Raw genomic sequence first — 18,859 nt, forward strand, 5'->3', positions numbered from 1 at the left:
GTTGTCTTACTCCCACCTCAATGTTAACGCTGTTACTAAAACCCTAACATATTAACCACGGCAACAGCGTTTTATTAAGGGGTTTAACGGCTTTTTTATGCCTTTATGACCGGATGACCGCTTATTGTTAACCGACTGCCTGAATCATCATGTATCAGGGACGCATGTGCCCCCAGCGCAAGGGTTACGGTTTGTTGCTCATGGCCAAAATCCAGACCGGTGATAACCGGGATATCGAGACGGGAACGGATGAAATCAACCATCGTTTCAAGGGAGTAACCGGCGTCGTAATCATTGGGTGCCGCACCGCTAAAACTGCCCAGCACGATTGCTGACTGACGTTCAAGGATCCCGACATGATAAAGCTGCAATAACATGCGCTCGACGCGGAACGGATGTTCGTTAATATCTTCCAGCACCAGAATGCCGTCTTCGATGTCCGGCAGCCACGGCGTACCGATGAGCGAGACCAGCATTGCCAGGTTACCGCCCCAGAGTTGGCCTTCACAGGCCCAGTGCGGCCCCTGGCCTTGCCACGTTATGCTGTAGGTTGGGTTTCGCAGGGCGCGCCAGAAATGCTCAAGGGTAAATGCATCGAGCGCCGGCGCACCAAAATTTCCGGCCAGCATCGGGCCGCTGAAGGTTATGACGTTATGCAGCGCCAGCAGCCCAAGCTGGATGACCGTGAAGTCGCTGTGGCCGCATATCAGCAGCGGGTCCTGCTGTTGACGCTGTGCCAGACCTTGCCAGTCAATGCTCTCCAGTAACCGGCTCGCGCCATAGCCCCCCCGCACCGCAAGCACGATCCGATCCTCACCCTTCAGGTTCACCAGGCTGTTGATATCATTCAGTCTCTGGGCCTCGGTTCCGGCAAAACGCTGCTGGCGGCGAGGGATAATCGTCTGATTTTCTACCTGGTGGCCGAAGCCCAGTAAGCGCTGAACGCCCCGTTGTGCCGCGTCCTGATTGATGCAGTAGCCCGACGGTGCGATAAGATGAAACTGAGACATGGCAATTCCTTGCTGAATGAGAAACTAATTGTCTATATCATGCCGCTTATACGCTGCCCGCTTCAAGGGGCGGCGCACTGCGATGACCGGCTATAAGGATAGATGACGTGAAATTGAGATGGTTTCCTTTTTTGATTGTGTTGCTTGCGGGCTGTAGTTCCAGACATGACTATCAAAATCCGCCCTGGAACCCGGAAGTGCCGGTGAAACGGGCCATGCAGTGGATGCCGATCAGCGAGCAAGCCGGGAAGGCGTGGGGCGTCAGTCCGCGTCTTATCACCGCGATCATTGCCGTTGAATCCGGCGGTAATCCCACGCTTGTCAGCAAATCAAACGCAGTGGGGCTGATGCAGCTTAAAGCGTCTACCGCAGGTAAAGAGGTCTACCGCTACATGGGCTGGAGCGGTCAGCCGTCGACCAGCGAGCTGAAGAACCCGGAGCGTAATATCTCCATGGGGACAGCCTATCTCAGCATTCTGGAGCATGGCGTACTGAAGGGCATCGACGACCCGGAAGTGATGCAATACGCGCTGGTGGTCTCTTACGTCAACGGCGCCGGGGCGCTGTTGCGAACCTTCTCCTCTGACCGTAAAGAGGCGATAGAAGAGATTAACGGCATGGACAAAGATGAATTCGTTGAACATGTGGCGAAAAATCATCCGGCACCACAGGCTCCGCGTTACATCTGGAAAGTACAGAAAGCGATGGATGCCATGTAATGCCGCAGGCGGGCGGCGGTCACGCTGCCCGTTTTCCTCACAGAACTTTATTCGCACGTTCCCGTGCTTCGCGCTCCAGTGCAAAGATAATGCGCTGCAGTTCGCGCTCTGAACCGGGTCCAACGTTCAGGAAGCGGAAACTCAAACGTGGCGTGGTAATCGTTTCGTTTTTGCTGTCCACCACCTTCCGCTCGCTGATGGCAATCAACTGGGCATCAAAATAAAACCGTCCCCAGCCGGCCATATCCAGTTCAATTTGCGAGAATCGCATGCCTTCGACCAGTCCGTCAGGTTTCGGCGTATCCATCAGCGCGCCCATACCGCCCAGCGACAGGTCGAAGAGGCGGAAGCGGAGCTCTTTTTTGTCCGGCATTTTAGCCTTACAAAAATAGGCAGGATGAAGGGGGGCGCTGATGCGGAAATATTCCCGGCGCTGCACAAACCACAGGTTGGCAGGCAGTGGTGTGACAAACGCGGGAAGACCCTGGTATTCGCTCATCTCAAGGCGCGGGAGCACAAATTCCACTTTTGCACCGTGGGTCTCTGCCATCACCGCGAGTTTCTCTGCTTTCAGTGCAGCGCGGTTTTCATACTCCTGACTGCCCAGATCGATAACCAGTCGCTCCTGCGAGACGTCGAGGATCTTGGTGATGAACTGATTGTTTGACCAGCTGATGCGCAGCGGCACTTCACCTTTTTGCAGGTCACGCAATACCCCTAATACAGCCAGCGGATTTTGCTTGAGGAACTGCTCACTGTAATTACTCACGCCGGATGGCTCCTTGATAGATGACAGACTGTCTTTGCGTTATCGGCACTGCACAATGAAACTTAATACAAACCGATGAGTTTTTTTTCAGATTGCAGAGAAGATAAGTCGGTGAGATGAAATTAGTTTTCCAGGGATGACCTATACTTAAGTTACCTGCGCAGAAGGTTTTCTGCGCATGCATTAAACCTGCAAGAGGGCATCGCTATGGGTATTATCGCCTGGATTATCTTTGGTCTAATTGCTGGCGCTATCGCTAAACTTATCATGCCGGGAAATGATGGCGGCGGCTTCATACTGACGTGTGTGCTCGGTGTCGTGGGGGCGGTTGTAGGCGGCTGGCTGGCGACGATGTTTGGCTTTGGTGGCAGCATCAGCGGTTTTGACCTGCACAGTTTCCTGGTGGCTGTCGTGGGTGCCATTGTTGTGCTGGGCATTTTCAGGTTACTGCGACGGGCATAACTTCACTAAAACGGCTCTCAAGGAGGGCCGTTTTTTTACGTGCATATTGATTTGCTAATCGAAATGATAATAATTGTCGTTCCTGATTACACTTAATCACAAGACGACTTTATGAACCCCTCTCGTTTCACGTTATGCGCGTTGGCAGGAGCCGTGACGCTGGCATTGCAGGTACAGGCGTTTGCCGAAGAATCAACCATCGTAGTCACGGGCTCAGAGCAGGGCAGCGTACTGCCCGGCTGGACGAACAGCGCAACCAAATCAGCCGTTGCCGAGAGTAAAACCCCGCAGGTGATCAATACCCTGTCGGCGCAGGAAATCGATAAACGTCACGCGAACTCCGTGAATGAGATCCTGCGCTATGCACCGGGTGTGTCGACCGAGGTGCGCGGAAACACCTCCTACATGAGCGAATATAAAATTCGCGGATTTACCGTCGATCAGGAGTTCTACAACGGGCTGCAGTTACCCTATAACGTCACCGGCAATACCAAGGCCCGCATCGATCCGCTGTTGGTTGAAAGCGTTGATATTCTCAAAGGTCCCTCATCGGTACTGTACGGCGGTGCCTCGCCGGGTGGGCTGGTGAATATTCAGAGTAAAAAACCGCAAGAGACCGCCCGGACCGAACTGGGTTTTAACACCGGCAACCGTAACCTGAAAGAGGGGTATCTGGATTCGACCGGGCAAATTGCCGATAGCGACTGGAACTACCGTCTGCTGGGGAAAGCGACGGAAAGTGACGATCAGCCGCACACCTCCCGGTATGAAAACTACCTGGTTGCGCCGTCTGTCACCTGGCAACCGGACAACAAAACGCGTCTCACCCTTGATGCGCTGGCGCAAAACTCCCCAAGCCTGACGCCGTCTAACCCGCTGCCGCTCGCCTGGCTGCGTTCGAAATATGCGGGCAAGCGGGATTATGCCGGCGACGAATGGAGCGGGTTTAAACAGCGCCAGTGGATGCTGGGTTACAGCTTTGAACATGAATTTGACAGCGGCTGGGGCTTTAACCAGAAGGCACGCTATTTTGACATCGATACCCACCAGCGCAGTATTTATGCAACCGGGCCGGGCAGTGAAGTCAATCAGCTTAACCGCTTTGCCTACACCACGGATGAAGATCTCCGGAGCGTCAACATTGATAATCAGGTGACCAAAACCGTTGCGCTGGGTGAGTGGAAACACCATCTGCTGGCCGGGTTTGACTACCAGAAGCTGAATTCCCACTTCCACTACCGCTATGCCTCGACAACACCGGGGATTGATATGCGCAATCTGGACTATTCACAGGTCCATGAGGATGCGCTGGGGCTGTATACCGCGCAGAAAAACCGTCTGAGCTATCAGCAGAATGGGTATTACCTGCAGGATCAGGTGGAGTTTGGCGGCTTAAATCTGTTGGGCAGCCTGCGCTATGATGATTATCGCTCCGTCACCACCGATTATCTGCATAACGGCGACAAGGCGTGGGTATCGCAGGATCGCGTTACCAAACGACTGGGCGCGCTCTACGCCTTCGACAACGGTCTCTCTCCGTTTATCAGCTATTCAGAAGGGTTTGCCCCGGTCTCGCCGCAGGGAACCCTGACGGCGAAAGAGGTCAAGCCGACCACCAGCAAGCAGGTGGAGGGCGGGGTAAAATATCTGCTGGCAGAGTACGCCACCACCTTTACCGCCTCAGTGTTTACTATTCGCCAGAAGAATGTCGTCACTTCCGATCCCGGCTTCCTGAACTATCGTCAGACCGGCGAAGTGGAGTCTAAAGGGGCGGAGTTGTCTGTGATTGGCCGTCCGACAGACAATCTGAACCTGATTGCCAACTACGCATACACTCACGCCATCAATACGCAGGACGATAAGTATCAGGGCAAACGCCCTACGCAGGTGCCGGAAAATGCATTCAACCTGTGGGGGGATTACACCTTTGAGAATACGCCACTGAAAGGATTGATGCTGGGGGCCGGGGCGCGCTACACCGGGCCGATGGAGATTTCACCGGCGAACGACGCGGGTAAACTCGGTGGCACCACGCAGTACGATCTGGCGGCATCCTATCGGATGGGCGAAATTCTGCCTTCGCTTGAAGGGCTGACCCTGAAAGCGAGCGCGCAGAACATCACCAATAAAGAGACGTTGACCTGTTACGATGCGACCAACTGCTGGATTGGACGTGACCGAACCTATCAGTTAGGCGCGAGCTACAGCTTCTGACGCCCTGTTAAACCCCGTAAGACGGCCCATTCACCCTCTCCTGGTGGGAGAGGGTGAGGGAATGCGGCCGCTTTATTGCGCCGTACTTTTCGTCGGCGCGACAGCATCGTTTGCCGCCGGCTGATTCTCCGGCACGCTGTCGCACGGTTTCTCTTTCGGACACACCAGATCCAGCATTTTCAGCGTCACGCCGTTGCTCCAGCCGAAGCCATCCTGCAGCGGATATTCGCCGCCGCCGCCCCCTGTACCGGTACTCGAAACGTCGTACTTCTCTACCAGCTTCTGTTCGCGGTCATAGGTATGCTGAACATTTTTCAGGAAGCGCCAGGTCACATCCATTGCCACCTTATCCTGCCCGTAATTCTGCAACCCTTCCGTCGCCACCCACTGCAGCGGTGCCCAGCCGTTAGGTGCATCCCACTGCTGGCCGCTGTTGATGGTGGTGGTGGAAATGCCGCCCGGTTTGAGCAGGCGTGACGATGCCGCTGCAGCGACCTTATCAGCGCGATCCTGCGAAGCCGCCTTCACATAGAGCGGATAAAGTGCGGCTGCCGTAAGCTGATTACGCACCTTTTTACTCTTAAGATCGTAATCCGCGTACCAGCCCTCTTTATCATTCCACAGATGGCTCTCGATCGCTTTCTGACGCGCGGTCGCCAGCGCGTCATACTTGCTGGCAGCGGAGGTATCGCCGGATGCCTGGCTTGCCCTGGCCAGCAATTTTTCCATCTTAAACATCAGGGCGTTAAGATCGACAGGCACAATGCTGGTGGTGCGGATCGTGCCCAGTTTTTGCGGATCGTCCATCCAGCGGGAGCTAAAGTCCCAGCCCGAGGCGGCCGCTGAGCGTAAATCGCGGTAGATCTCCGTGGCCGGTCGGTTAGGATTGCTTTTAGCGGTGGTCATATCGTCGAGCCAGGATTCAGGACGCGGCGTATCGCGGTCATCCCAGTAGCGGTTGAGCACTGAGCCATCGTCCAGCTTCACCACACGTTTGTTGGCTTGTCCGGCCTGCAGCGTGTCGGCCCCCTCCATCCAGTAGGCGTACTCTTTCTCCATTTGCGGACGGTATTTCTTCAGCGCATCGCTGTCATGGGTCGCCAGTAACTCGACCATCAGCGCGAAGAACGGAGGCTGGGAGCGGCTCAGGTAGTAGCTGCGGTTGCCGTTCGGGATATGTCCCCAGCTGTCCAGCTCGTAAGCGAAGTTGTCCACCATATCGCTGATTTTGTCCCAGTGGCCACTCTCAGCCAGCCCTAACATGGTGAAATAACTGTCCCAGTAGTAGACCTCGCGAAAACGTCCGCCAGGCACGACATAGGGTTTAGGCAGCGGCAGAAGGGAATCCCACTTATTACTCGCTTTATCGGTGGTGCGGGTCAGTACGGGCCACAGGTCATCAATGTGTGCACGTAAAGTTTGCCCGGCAGGCGGGACGTATTTTTCACCCTCCGCTGGCAGCGTAAAGTTCATTTCCACAAAGTGCTTCAGATCGAAGCCAGACTGGGTGCGCTGCATACGATAATCCGCCAGAATCATCAGCGGATCGCTTTTTGGCACGGCGTCAGCAAAGGTCTTTTGATCGGGAAACAGTTTGGCACTTTGCACATCATTAAAGAGAGGACCAAGTAAAATATCGGGGGAGCTTGTCTGGGTGGTGAGTTGTTCTTCCGCATAACCCCATGTTGTCACACCGAGTAACGCGCCGCCCAAAGCCAGGTGCAAAAGAGCAGGGCGTAGTGTACGAGGTCTTATCATCGGTTCATCTCCTGTATTCGCTGAGCAGCGTTGCCGCTGTTATCAATCACCTGAAAACCTTAGACGAATATTGGCCGCTTCGCGTGTCGAATATCCCATTTTGCGCATAACCAGACAATTTACCGTCTGGTTATGCGCCGGAAGGGATTGGGAGAATTTGCTATCTCGATGAAAGATAATTCTTTTTTATGATAAATAATTATATTGCTTTTTATTTAATCAATGGGCGTAAATCATGGCGCGATAATAATATGCGCGGAATGCTCTTTTATTCCGTAATAGCGCAAGGTGCTCCCTTAGCACGCCCCATAATTAAATCGCGAAAGGCGACTGGCAAAAAATACGTATCGCTAACGCCTGGCTCAGACCTCTTCCGGGGTCTGGCTGGTCTCGCGCAATGTGCCTGGTGCATGCCCAATAATGCGCTTAAATGCCCGACTGAACGCGGCCAGTGAACCGTACCCCAGACGCAACGCGACGGTTTCAATGGGCTGATTTTCGTGGCGGATGTACTGAATGGCCAGCCGCATCCTCAGTTCGCTGAGATATTTTGCCGGTGTGGTTCCCGTGGCCGCCAGAAAACGTTCAGCAAACACGGAGCGGGAAGTGCCCGCTTCTTTCGCCAGATCCGCCACGCTCCAGTTCAGGCCTGGCTGCTGATGCATGGCGTAAATGGCCCGGCTCAAACGCGGGTCGCGCAATACCTGCACCCAGCCGGTAGCTTTGCCGCAGCCTCCTTCAACCCAGCCACGCACGATCAACGCGGCCACCACGTCGGCAAGTCGCGCGAGGATCCCGGCGAATCCGGCCTGGCGGGTCATTGATTCCCGCTCCATCGCTGCCAGCAGCGGATGAATTTCCGGCCATGTGGACATCAGCCGGCTCACCATCATCACTTCCGGCATCGCCTTGATCAGCGGCTGCATCCCGCCCAGTTCAAAATCCATGCATCCACTGAAGATGATGGTGTTCTCGCTTTCCGGACACGGCTCACAGGTGATCGCACAGACCGAACCGCAGATAGGCTCGCTGGGGAATGCACTGACCGGGGTAATGCTGGCGTGCTCGTCAGAGAGCAGGGCATGGGCGTTGCCGTTTGGGATAAAAAGGGCGTCGCCGCCATTCAGCGTGAAGGTGGCGCCACTCTCCATACGCAACAGGGCGCTACCGTGGCTGACAAAATGGAACTGGGCTTTGCCGGGCGCCTGGTGAAACGCCACGCCAAACGGCGCGCTGGCCTCAATCCGACGGTATTTCACGCCCGACAGGCGCATGCCGCGCAAAAGTTCGCTGATCAAATCGGGTGACTGAGCGGTCATGTCGCAACTCCGGACGAATAATCAATAAGTGGAGATTATATGTCATAGATCGTCCAGGGTGAACCCACTATGCTTTTGCGACAGTTGTCACATTTTTATAACGGGAGAACAACAGATGAATTCATGTGTCGTGGCGAGAGAGGCGGTCACGCCTGCAAAACCCGCCTGGCGAGCCGTCTACTCACTGGGGCTCGGCGTATTCGGCCTGATCACAGCAGAATTCCTGCCCGCCAGTTTGCTGACGCCGATGGCCGCGAGCCTGGGGGTGTCCGAGGGGATGGCCGGACAAGCGGTGACGGCCACGGCGCTGGTGGCGCTGGTCACCGGGTTGCTCATCACGTCGGCCACCAAAAATATCGACCGTCGCTGGGTATTGATGTTCTTCTCGGTGCTGCAGATCATCTCCAGCCTGCTGGTGGCTTTTGCGCCCACGCTGCACGTCCTGCTGATGGGCCGGCTGTTGCTGGGTGTGGCGATCGGGGGATTCTGGGCGATGTCGACCGCCACGGCGATGCGCCTGGTGCCCGCCGATAAAGTGCCGAAAGCGCTGGCGGTGATCTTCTCCAGCGTCTCGATTGCGACGGTGGTGGCGGCGCCGCTGGGAAGCTATCTGGGTAGCCTGATTGGCTGGCGTAACGTCTTTATTCTCTGCATTCTGCCGAGCATGCTGGCGCTGCTGTGGCAGCTCTGGGTACTGCCGTCCATGAAGCCGGAAAGCAGCGGCAGCCTGAGTACGCTGTTCCGCGTGCTGCGTCGTCCGGGGATGATTGGCGGCATGCTGGCGACCATTCTTATCTTCAGCGGCCACTTTGCCTTCTTTACCTACCTGCGTCCGTTCCTTGAAACGGTGGGGCAGGCGAGCGTGGAGAGCATCTCGCTGATCCTGCTGGGCTTTGGGATTGCCAACTTCATCGGCACCTCCGTCGCCGGGCATCTGCTGGCGCGTAATCTGCGCCTGACGCTGGCACTGGTACCGTTCGCGATGGGCGTGCTTGCTCTCACCATGGTGGCGTTTGGTCATCTGGCGATGCTGGACGGGTTACTGGTCGCGCTGTGGGGCTTTGCGTTTGGTCTGGTACCGGTGGGCTGGTCAACGTGGCTTGCCACCACCGTGCCGGATGAAGCCGAAAGTGCGGGTGGTTTGCTGGTGGCCTCTATCCAGCTGGCGATAAGCGCCGGTGCGGCAGTGGGTGGTGCTGTATTCGACCTCAACGGTGCCAGCGGCGTCTTCGCGGGCAGCGGTTTCCTGCTGGTGACGGCCATGGTAATTGTGTTTATGGGCGTGAAAGTCAAAGCAGAGTGACGAACGCGTGCCCGGTCAGCGAAAGGCTACCGGGCAGCGACACCCACTCAGAGTGGGAACGGGGGGAAGGTTACAACCCTTTCTTATCCATCAGCACCGCCAGATCCACCAGACGGTTTGAGAATCCCCACTCGTTGTCATACCACGCCAGGATCTTCACCATTTTGCCGCCAATCACGAGGGTGGAGAGCCCGTCGATAATTGACGAGCGCGGGTCGCCCTGATAATCACTGGAAACCAGCGGTTCATCGCTGTAACCCAGAATGCCTTTCAGGGGGCCACTGGCAGCGGCTTTCCGGAAGGCGTCATTCACCTCCTCGGCGGTAACGTCACGGCTCAGGGTTACCGTCAAATCCACAATCGACACCACCGGAACCGGCACGCGCAGGGAATACCCGGTCAGTTTACCGTCAAGTGAGGGGATCACTTTCCCCAGCGCTTTCGCCGCACCGCTGGAGTAAGGCACAATCGACAGCGCTGCCGCACGTGCACCGCGCAGATCCTTCTCTGGCTGATCGTGCAGTGCCTGACTGTTGGTATAGGCGTGCGTGGTGTTCATCAGGCCATGTTCAATCCCGTACTGCTGATGCAAAACCTGAGCGGCGGGGGCCAGACCATTGGTCGTACAACTGCCATTACTCACTACGTAATGCTGAGCCGGATCGTACTGTTCATGGTTGACGCCCATGACCACCGTCAGGTCATCGTTTTTGCCGGGGGCGGAGATGATGACGCGCTTAGCCCCACCGTGCGTGATATGCACGGCTGCTTTTTCCCGCTCCGTAAAGAAGCCAGTGGCTTCAATAACCACGTCAACGCCGGCGTCACGCCACGCGATATTCGCCGGATCGCGTTCGCTAAAGACGACGATCCGCTGGCCATCGACCTGCAGTGCCCCGTCCGCGGCTTCAACGGGAGCCGGCAGCATGCCGAGAAGGGAATCATGTTTGAGCAGATGGGCGAGGGTTTTGCTGTCCGTCAGATCGTTAATTGCCACAATCTGCACATCCGGGTTACCCAGCGCCGCGCGCAGGAAATTACGTCCGATACGGCCGAAACCGTTAATGCCGACCTTAACCATAGTGCACTCCTTATCTCTGTTGTCTGGAGTCACTGTAGGCGTCAGGCCGGATGGCGTAAACGACAAAAAAGGATCACATTATGCCATTTTGCGACAGTGGAAGCGCTGACGATACTCGCCAGGCGTGAGGTGGAGTTGTTTCTCAAAGACGCGACGCAAATTGATGCTGCTGCCAAACCCGCTCTGCTCAGCAATGCGTTCGAGAGGGTAGCTGGTCTGTTCAAGCAGTTGCCGGGCGGCGGCAAGGCGTGCTTCGGTGACATAACGCGCCGGAGAGGCGCCCGTTTCACGGGTGAACACGCGGGTGAAATTGCGCGGGCTCATCGCCGCTTTTTGCGCCAGATTTTCCACGCACAGGTCAGCGGTCAGGTTCTCCAGGATCCAGGTTTGCAGGTCGCTTATCGGGCCGGAGGTGCCGGGCTGCTGAAGATTATAGCGACTGAACTGCAGCTGCCCGCCGGGGCGGCGCAGATACATCACCATATCCTGCGCCACCTCGCGAGCGAGGGTAAAACCGTAATCGTCTTCCACCAGCGCCAGGGTCAAATCAAACCCGGAGCTAACCCCACCGGAGGTCCAGATGGGACCGTCCTGAATATACAGCGGGCCACCTTCCACATGGATGGCCGGGTACTGGGTTTGCAGGGTCTCCAGCAGCCGCCAGTGGGTGGTCGCCCGGCGTCCATCAAGCAGGCCGGTCTGGGCCAGCAGCATCGCGCCGCCGCAAATGGAGGCTATCCGCCGCGCGTGTGGCGCAGCCAGGTGCAGCCAGTCCACCACCGCCGTGCTCTCCTGCTCGTTCATTCCGCGTCCGGTGATAATAATCGTATCAAGCGGTTCACGCGGATCCAGCTCCGGCAGGCGATAATCCGCCAGCAGATTCAGGCCGGACTGGCCGTGGATCACCTGGTGAGGCTGGGTGGTGGCGATGATTATGCGGTAACAGGGATGGGCTAGGCCTTCCGGATGCAGCCGGTTCGCCTGCATCAGAATGTCTGCGATACCGGCGGCTTCAAACAGCATGCCGCCGTCAGGGACGATAATCAGGATCTTCTTCATGTCCTGAAAAGTACCTTTATTGCAAAATAAGTCAAGTTGCGAACGAGAGGGAGATCTCGCGCTGCCCGCGTTTCTGGCAAAGCAAAGCGATATAAGTTCTTTGTTATTTCAGGCGTTTTCCCCGATCGTCAGGGCATTCTCTCTGGCGAAACGGCGTCTGAAGGCATGGGTAAACGAAGCTCCCTCTATTTACATCCGCAACAACGCGATCAAATTCACCACCTCGCCTCGGGGTTTTTGTGGCGAAGCGAACTGCCCACGTGGATCGTCATCATCACCCTTTACAGTGGCTGGTTTGCCACGCTGGCGTACTGGAAAACGCTGGGATTGCTGCCCGCTACGCTGCTGCTCATCGGATTTACCACCTGGTATATGTCACTCCAGCATGAACTGATCCACGGCCATCCCACGCGCTTTGCCTGGCTTAACGCGCTGTTTGGCACGCTTCCGCTGGCGGTGTGGTATCCGTATGGTCTGTACCGGGACTCTCATCTTGCCCATCATCGCCACGATAGCCTGACGATCCCGGTGGATGACCCGGAGTCGTACTATTTTACCGAGGAGAGCTGGGCACGCTTTTCGCCCTGGCACAAGCGCGTGATCCATGCACGGAATACCTTCTGCGGCCGGCTGTTGCTGGCACCGCTGCTGGATATCCTGCAGACGCTGGCCAGCGCCGTGACGGCGTTTCGCCATCTTCACCTGCGCGCAATGGCAATGTGGCTCGTCCACGCGTCGCTGCTGGTAGCGCTGTTTGCCTGGATGATGCACAACGGTTTCTCGCCCGTCTGGTTTGTGCTGGCGGTAAGTTATCCGGCGCTGGCGCTGACTAAAGTGCGCTCCTTTTATGAACATCGCGCGGCGGATGATCCGCTGGCGCGTTCTGTCATCAACGAAGCAGGGCTGTTCTGGCGGGTGCTGTTTTTAAATCTTAACTACCATTCAGTCCATCACGATTTACCGGGTGTTCCGTGGTATGGGCTAAAAAGCGTCTATCTGCAAAACCGGGCGGCGTACCAGAAGCGTAACCATGGTTTTGTGGTCAGGGGTTATAGTGAATGGATGCGACAGTTTTGGGGGCGGGCGGTCAACGTCACCGCTCACCCAGGGCGTCAACACGAGGGAAGTCATGAGTAACCCGCTGGCGTTTCCGATGTATGCCATCAATCGCGCCGACACGGATGCCCTCTGGCGAGCGGTACAGCACCTGCTTGCCGAACGCGGCGTGCCGGTGAGCGAAGGCGTACCCGATGATTCTCTGCTGGCCCACTGGCAGCAGCCCGGGCTTGTCCTCAGCCAGACCTGCGGCTACCCGCTGATGACGCAATTGCCGGACGTACAGGTCGTGGGCTGTTTTCACTACCAGGCGCCGGGCTGCGAAGCGTTTTATTACCGTAGCCTTCTGGTGACGCGCGCCCAGAAGCGCTCCCGGACACTGGCTGATTTTCGCGGCCGATGGGCGGTATGCAATTCTGCGGATTCGCAGTCCGGTTATCACGCGCTGCGAAAAAAAGTGGCGCCACTTGCACCCGATGGCCATTATTTTGCCCGGACGACCTTTAGCGGCAGCCATCGTCAGTCGCTGATTGATCTAAAAGAGGGTAAGGGCGATATCGCCGCTATCGACTGCGTGACGTACGCGTTACTGCAGCGTCATGAACCGGCGTTGCTCGACGGGCTGGCGGCGATCGACAGTACTCCCCTGACACCCGGGTTACCGCTGATTACCGCGCACAACACATCCCCTGAAACGCTTAACGCTCTCCGTGATGCGCTGAACACGCTGGTGAATGCCCCGCAATACCGGGACGTTTGCAAGGCGGTGCTGATCGGCGGGTTCAGTGTGGTGACGCGTCAGTCTTATTCGGTATTGCTCGACTGACGCGTTATCACATGACCTCACTCAATGCCGTTGTTCTCTGCAAGATAAAGCGCCTGCGCGTCGGTGAAACAGCGCAGTGCCAGTGAGGAGACGGGGGCTTGTCGACGCATGATCAGGCCGATCGGGGCTTCGATGTTCGAGTCGGTTATGGGGGTTATCCGGAAGTGGTTGTTCAGGTTCTCCAGCCCGTTGTTCAGCGGCATCACGGCACAGCAGACGCCGCTTTGTACCGCCTGAATGATCTGGAAAGTGGAATCGCTTTCGAAGACAGACTCGGGATTAATGCCGGCAGATTTAAAGCTCACCTCCATATGCTCGCGATAATGCATTCCCTTGGTCAGAAACCCCAGCGGAAATGCCATCAGTTCCTGCCAGGTCAGCGTCTCCTGATCCAGCTGGAAATGGCGGATATCGTGCAGCAATCCCATTTCGGTTTTTGGCAGCTGGATAATGTCAAACGGACGGGTGTCGATGCTGTTCAGGTAGCAAATCCCCAGTTCAAGCTGATTCCGGCTGACGCCGTCGGCAATTTGTTGTGAGGACATTGAGTAGAGGCTGTAGGTCAGCTCCGGGTATTTTTGCGTCAGCTGGCGGATAAAGATCATCGGATCCACGCTGGCCAGCGGCACCATTCCCAGACGCAATTCACCCACCACTTGCCCTTTGCACAGCGAGGCTTCGGCCTGCAGGCCGTCGTGAGCGGCCAGTACCGCGCGCGCCCATGCCAGAATGCGTTCGCCTTCGGGCGTAAAGCCTTCAAAACGTTGCCCGCGAGTAATCAGCACCAGCCCCAGCTCCTCTTCCAGGCTGCGAATACGCATGGAGAGGGTCGGCTGGGTGATGTTGCACTGCGAGGCTGCTTTACCAAAATGCCGGGTCTGATCGAGTGCGATTAAGTACTTTAGCTGTTTTATATCCATCGTATTTCTCTGCGTTGAAAGCCTTACAGCATGCGGATCTCTTTCGAACGCAGGATGAGGCGGACCGGAACCGATTTATAAGACGGCGTACCGCTGTCCTTATCCAGATAATCAAGCGGAACCAGTACGTTGGCCTCCGGGTAGTAAGCTCCGACGGAACCCGGCGCAATGCTGTAGGCCACAACGGTAATGTCTTCCAGACGCTGAACGCTCCCCGGCAGGGCGGTTTCGATATCCACGCGATCGCCATGCTCCAGGCCTGACTGCGCCATATCGTCTTCATTCATAAACAGCACATCGCGACGGCCAAAGACGCCGCGGTAGCGGTCATCAAGGGCGTAAATGGTGGTGTTGTACTGGTCGTGGCTGCGCAGCGTGATCAGGCGCAGCACATTATCGCCTTCACCACTGGCGTTCTCATTGACGCCGTCGAAAACCGAAAACATCGCTTTGCCCGTCGCCGTTGGCCAGATACGTTCTGTGGGCGGCAGCGGCATGCGAAAACCACCAGGAATGCGGATCCGTTCATTGTAATTCTCGAAGCCCGGAATGGTCTGCTCAATCAGGTTGCGGATACGGTCATAATCCTCAACCAGCGTCATCCAGTCCACGCGGGTCTCCCGCAGGGTGGCTTGCGCCATTCCGGCGACAATGGCCGGCTCAGCGCGCAGGCGCGGAGAGGCGGGTTTCAGCTTACCGGAAGAGGCATGCACCATCGACATAGAGTCCTCCACGGTAATGGACTGGCGTCCGGTGGCCTGGACATCCAGCTCGGTACGACCGAGGCACGGCAAAATAAAGGTCTCTTTCCCCACCAGCAAATGGGTGCGGTTGAGCTTGGTACCGATGTGCACGCTCAAATCCAGCGTATTCATTGCCGGAAAACCGTTCTCGTGATCGGGCATCGCTACCGCAAAATTTCCCCCCAGACAGATCAGCGCTTTTGCACGTCCGTCGATCATGGCCTGCGTTGCCTGCACCGCATCATGGCCGTGGTGAGCAGGGGGCTCAAAACCGAATACCTCCTTCAGGCGGTTGAGAAATGCCGGTGTCGGTTTCTCGCTTATGCCCACGGTGCGGTTACCCTGAACGTTCGAGTGGCCGCGCAGTGGGCATATCCCCGCGCCGGGTTTGCCAATGTTACCGCGCAGCAGCAACAGATCAGCGATCAGGCGGACATTCGCGGTGCCTTTATTATGCTGGGTGATGCCCATCCCGTAGGTGATGATGGTGGCATTCGATTTTGCGTAGGCCTCGGCCACGGATTTGAGCGCTGCCCGGCTCAACCCGGATTCACGCTCAATGGCTTCCCAGTCGGTTTGCGCAATATCTGCAGCAAACGCCTCAACGCCCAGGGTGTGTTCAGCAATAAAGGCGCGATCGAGCACGTTTCCGCGTTCGTTCTCCATCTCCAGCAGGTGTTTTGCGATCCCTTTTAACGCAGCGGCATCGCCCCCGGCTTTCACCTGGAAATAGGTGGAGGCGATATCGGTAGAGCTGTAGGTTGCCATCTCAATAACGCTTTGCGGATCCGCGAAACGTTCCAGCGCGCGCTCGCGCAGGGGATTAAAAACGATAATCGGTACGTTGCGGCGAGCCAGCTCATGTAGCGTGCCCATCATCCGCGGATGGTTGGTCCCAGGGTTATGACCAATGGAGATAACCAGCTCCGTTTTATCGAAGTCATCAAGTGAGACGGTCCCTTTCCCGATACCAATGGAACGGGGTAAACCGACGCTGGTGGCTTCATGGCACATATTCGAGCAGTCGGGGAAGTTATTGGTACCGTACTCGCGGGCGAACAGCTGGAACAGATACGCGGCTTCGTTCGAGGCTCTGCCGGAGGTATAAAATTCGACCTGGTCAGGCTCAAGCCCGCGCAGCACCTCACCGATACGCTGGAAAGCGTCGTCCCATTCAACTGGCTGGAAGGTATCACTTGCACGGTCATAGCGCAGGGGATGGGTCAGACGACCATAACCTTCCAGCTCAAAGTCAGATTTAGCCAGCAGCGAGGACACGCTGTTTTTGGCGAGAAAATCCGTGGTGACGCGTTTATTGGTGGCTTCCCAGGTGACGGCTTTCGCCCCGTTCTCACAGAACTGGAACGTGGATTTGTGTTCTTTATCGGGCCACGCACAGCCAGGGCAGTCAAAACCGTCAGGCTGGTTTGTGCGCAGCAGAGTTGTGGGGGCATCCAGCGTATCCATTTGGGTACGTACCGCAATGGCCGTCGCCTTTAACGCCCCCCAGCCACCGGCTGGGCCGTCATAGTGCCTGATACCGGGAACTGAGCGTCTTTTCTTATTCATACCAACTCCTGACTTGTGCGGTCATAACATCACCTGCGCCCATAAACCACCGGGTTTGCCAATAAGCGAAAACAATGATGGCGTCTGTTACCAGAGGCCAGAGCAAAGTTAAATGCATTGAATTGAATGGCTATATTTTACAGTGACTTATAAGCTAATCGGCGTAAACATTTAAAGAAATTATAACGAAATTTTATCATTTTTATAATAAATCTTATCTATCACCTGTTCACTCTGCGCTATGGCGAAAGCGAAGCGATGATGAAGTCAGCGTTAAATTTCAGATGAAGGTGGCTGAAGGGCAGGGCGACGAAGACCCCTGCAGACAGGAGGAATCGGTGCAAATTAATCGTCGCTTTAACCAGGAATATGTAGCTGTGCTTAATTGTTAATATCGGAAAATTACCAGATTAAATCCGAAAAGGAGATTAAAAGACAAACTTATTTTGAGGTGTAAAATTAACTTTTCTCAGTTTCCCCGAAACAATTTCATATATTGAGACAGGTCTGGCTGAAATTGAAAGTTACCTCGATAATGCAACAAATAATTCATATTGGATATATTTTCTTCGCCCCCCATAAAGCCAGATTCTACTAATTATGGTAGTAGCAGTAATAGGGTTATTGCGTTAATGAAAGTGATTCTCTTTTGTGGAATATCATTTTAAATCAGATGGATATGTGATTTTGTCTTGAGGGGAATAGACGATTTTAGCTAAATCGTATTTTTTTCTCAGATTAATCCTATAATGTCTCGAGTGCTTCATTAACCATCAGTTATGAAGCGGTAAATATTGAATTGGTGGCAAGCTCATGTAAACTTGCTTACCGTTTGTCAAAATATGTCAGGAAGACGCTGGGCCTTATTCTGAAGGGCTCGTGCGGTAGCTATGCCCTTAAATAGTAACGCCCCGAAAATATACTGACTATTTTAACAATAGCACCTAAGTCAAACTTCATCCCCTTTATCTCCATCATCGAAATATCGCTACGGAAAAGCATATGAAAATGCGCGTACTGTTTTCACTTCTGTTTGTAATGGCGGTGGCGGGCTGTAAAGCGCCGCAGAAACCTGTGATCAACGACGACACGATCGTGACCAGCCAGGTCAATGGCGTCACGTTAACCCACCGTCATGCTGTTTTACCTCCAGCAGAGTTTACTCAGCTCAATGAGCCGTATCGTGCCATGTATCCGGCCTCGCTGATGAGCCGTCCTGACTTCGGCGGAAAGGTTATTCGTACCCTGGAAACCGGTAAAACGTATGTGGTCCTGGGTCAGGTTGAGCACTACTGGATGGCGCTTGCCGATGAGGGAAATGACCAGCTGATTGGCTACGTCCCGATGCGCGCAGTGATCAAAGCCGATCAGTACGAAGCGACCGTCCGTAAGCAGGCCCAGCGTGCGAAAGTGCGTAAGAAGGCAACCTGTGTTGATGTGGACGGTAACAGCAAAGCCTGCAAAGACAGCGCTAACGGTACCTGGATCCTGAACTAAACCGCGTCCCTGAGCGTATTTTTATGAATAATAAAAATTTTCATTGGTTGTGGTCCGTCTTTTACGCGGCGATTTTCGCCCTTGTCAGTGGTTGTACGTCGTCTTCACACAGCGACCCTTCCCGCTACAATCTGCAGTTTCAGGCTCATCCACAAATCAATGAATCTGCGCCGCTAAAAGTCAGAGTGCTGTTGCTGAAATCCGATGCTGATTTCATGTCCAGCGACTTCTATTCCCTGCAGAACAACGCGTCAGCCACGCTTGGCGCGAATCTGCTGAACAGCGATGTTTTCTTCCTGATGCCGGGTCAGCTCTCGAAAACCCTGAGTGGACAGAGCTCTCCCGACGCCCGCTACATTGGTGTGATGGCGGAATATCAGATGCTGGATGGCAAAAAATGGCGCGTTTCACTCCCTCTGCCTGTGCCAGGCGAAAACCATATCTACCAGTTCTGGAAATGGTCAGCGGATGAACTCCAGGCCAACGTTTTTCTCGACGTGAATGGCATCCGGGTCATCAGCCAGTAACGCGCTTCATAACAGGAATTACATCAT

General features: G+C 55.4%; 16 protein-coding genes. 8 read left to right on the forward strand and 8 right to left on the reverse strand.

The features are described from left to right. Positions 1 to 95 precede the first annotated feature (95 nt). Positions 96 to 1,010: a muramoyltetrapeptide carboxypeptidase gene (ldcA, locus tag F8561_RS22085; protein ID WP_151887940.1), complete on the reverse strand. Its 915-nt coding sequence runs from the start codon at positions 1,008 to 1,010 to the stop codon at positions 96 to 98. 107 nt (positions 1,011 to 1,117) lie between these two features. Between ldcA and emtA the strand changes: the two genes are divergently transcribed. Continuing rightward, positions 1,118 to 1,729: a membrane-bound lytic murein transglycosylase EmtA gene (emtA, locus tag F8561_RS22090; RefSeq protein WP_151887941.1), complete on the forward strand. Its 612-nt coding sequence runs from the start codon at positions 1,118 to 1,120 to the stop codon at positions 1,727 to 1,729. Positions 1,730 to 1,766: 37 nt separating this feature from the next. Here emtA and ycgR read toward each other — a convergent pair whose 3' ends face one another. Then, the gene (gene ycgR / locus F8561_RS22095) at positions 1,767 to 2,498 is read right to left on the reverse strand and encodes a flagellar brake protein YcgR (RefSeq protein ID WP_151887942.1); all 732 of its coding nucleotides are present in this window, start codon (positions 2,496 to 2,498) and stop codon (positions 1,767 to 1,769) included. Positions 2,499 to 2,705: 207 nt separating this feature from the next. Between ycgR and F8561_RS22100 the strand changes: the two genes are divergently transcribed. Beyond that, on the forward strand, positions 2,706 to 2,960 hold the full coding sequence (locus tag F8561_RS22100; RefSeq protein WP_010432765.1) for a GlsB/YeaQ/YmgE family stress response membrane protein: 255 nt from the start codon (positions 2,706 to 2,708) through the stop codon (positions 2,958 to 2,960). Positions 2,961 to 3,071: 111 nt separating this feature from the next. Further along, positions 3,072 to 5,174 carry a TonB-dependent siderophore receptor gene (locus tag F8561_RS22105; RefSeq protein WP_151887943.1) on the forward strand — a complete coding sequence of 701 codons (2,103 nt, stop codon included), beginning with the start codon at positions 3,072 to 3,074 and terminating at the stop codon, positions 5,172 to 5,174. Positions 5,175 to 5,246: 72 nt separating this feature from the next. Here the strand turns inward: F8561_RS22105 and F8561_RS22110 are convergent, their stop codons facing one another. Together F8561_RS22110 and F8561_RS22115 are read right to left on the reverse strand one after the other, a co-directional pair. Then, positions 5,247 to 6,932 carry an alpha,alpha-trehalase gene (locus tag F8561_RS22110; RefSeq protein ID WP_151887944.1) on the reverse strand — a complete coding sequence of 562 codons (1,686 nt, stop codon included), beginning with the start codon at positions 6,930 to 6,932 and terminating at the stop codon, positions 5,247 to 5,249. 362 nt (positions 6,933 to 7,294) lie between these two features. Continuing rightward, entirely contained in the window at positions 7,295 to 8,251 is a 957-nt protein-coding gene (locus tag F8561_RS22115; protein WP_063156550.1) for an AraC family transcriptional regulator, read from the reverse strand. 115 nt (positions 8,252 to 8,366) lie between these two features. Between F8561_RS22115 and F8561_RS22120 the strand changes: the two genes are divergently transcribed. Then, positions 8,367 to 9,554 carry an MFS transporter gene (locus tag F8561_RS22120; RefSeq protein WP_151887945.1) on the forward strand — a complete coding sequence of 396 codons (1,188 nt, stop codon included), beginning with the start codon at positions 8,367 to 8,369 and terminating at the stop codon, positions 9,552 to 9,554. A 70-nt stretch (positions 9,555 to 9,624) separates the two neighbouring features. Here the strand turns inward: F8561_RS22120 and gap are convergent, their stop codons facing one another. Together gap and F8561_RS22130 are read right to left on the reverse strand one after the other, a co-directional pair. After that, entirely contained in the window at positions 9,625 to 10,635 is a 1,011-nt protein-coding gene (gene gap, locus F8561_RS22125; RefSeq protein WP_151887946.1) for a type I glyceraldehyde-3-phosphate dehydrogenase, read from the reverse strand. A 78-nt stretch (positions 10,636 to 10,713) separates the two neighbouring features. Further along, complete coding sequence (locus tag F8561_RS22130; RefSeq protein ID WP_059305786.1) at positions 10,714 to 11,694, reverse strand: GlxA family transcriptional regulator; 981 nt, start codon at positions 11,692 to 11,694, stop codon at positions 10,714 to 10,716. A 165-nt stretch (positions 11,695 to 11,859) separates the two neighbouring features. On the opposite strand from F8561_RS22130, the gene F8561_RS22135 reads away from it, so the two are divergent. Continuing rightward, positions 11,860 to 12,831 carry a fatty acid desaturase gene (locus tag F8561_RS22135; protein ID WP_151887947.1) on the forward strand — a complete coding sequence of 324 codons (972 nt, stop codon included), beginning with the start codon at positions 11,860 to 11,862 and terminating at the stop codon, positions 12,829 to 12,831. Further along, entirely contained in the window at positions 12,824 to 13,576 is a 753-nt protein-coding gene (locus tag F8561_RS22140; protein ID WP_151887948.1) for a phosphate/phosphite/phosphonate ABC transporter substrate-binding protein, read from the forward strand. The genes F8561_RS22135 and F8561_RS22140 overlap by 8 nt, the downstream gene beginning before the upstream one ends. A gap of 17 nt (positions 13,577 to 13,593) precedes the next feature. Here the strand turns inward: F8561_RS22140 and F8561_RS22145 are convergent, their stop codons facing one another. Next, on the reverse strand, positions 13,594 to 14,496 hold the full coding sequence (locus F8561_RS22145; RefSeq protein WP_044857110.1) for a LysR family transcriptional regulator: 903 nt from the start codon (positions 14,494 to 14,496) through the stop codon (positions 13,594 to 13,596). A 23-nt stretch (positions 14,497 to 14,519) separates the two neighbouring features. Continuing rightward, positions 14,520 to 16,808 carry an FdhF/YdeP family oxidoreductase gene (locus F8561_RS22150; protein WP_151887949.1) on the reverse strand — a complete coding sequence of 763 codons (2,289 nt, stop codon included), beginning with the start codon at positions 16,806 to 16,808 and terminating at the stop codon, positions 14,520 to 14,522. Positions 16,809 to 17,810: 1,002 nt separating this feature from the next. Between F8561_RS22150 and F8561_RS22155 the strand changes: the two genes are divergently transcribed. Then, a complete protein-coding gene (locus F8561_RS22155; protein WP_014170557.1) occupies positions 17,811 to 18,305 on the forward strand; it encodes a hypothetical protein in 495 nt (164 codons plus the stop codon). A 23-nt stretch (positions 18,306 to 18,328) separates the two neighbouring features. After that, complete coding sequence (gene tssJ, locus F8561_RS22160; RefSeq protein ID WP_014170556.1) at positions 18,329 to 18,832, forward strand: type VI secretion system lipoprotein TssJ; 504 nt, start codon at positions 18,329 to 18,331, stop codon at positions 18,830 to 18,832. Positions 18,833 to 18,859: the final 27 nt, after the last annotated feature.

Source organism: Enterobacter sp. 198, from assembly GCF_009025585.1.
GTDB lineage: Bacteria > Pseudomonadota > Gammaproteobacteria > Enterobacterales > Enterobacteriaceae > Enterobacter > Enterobacter ludwigii.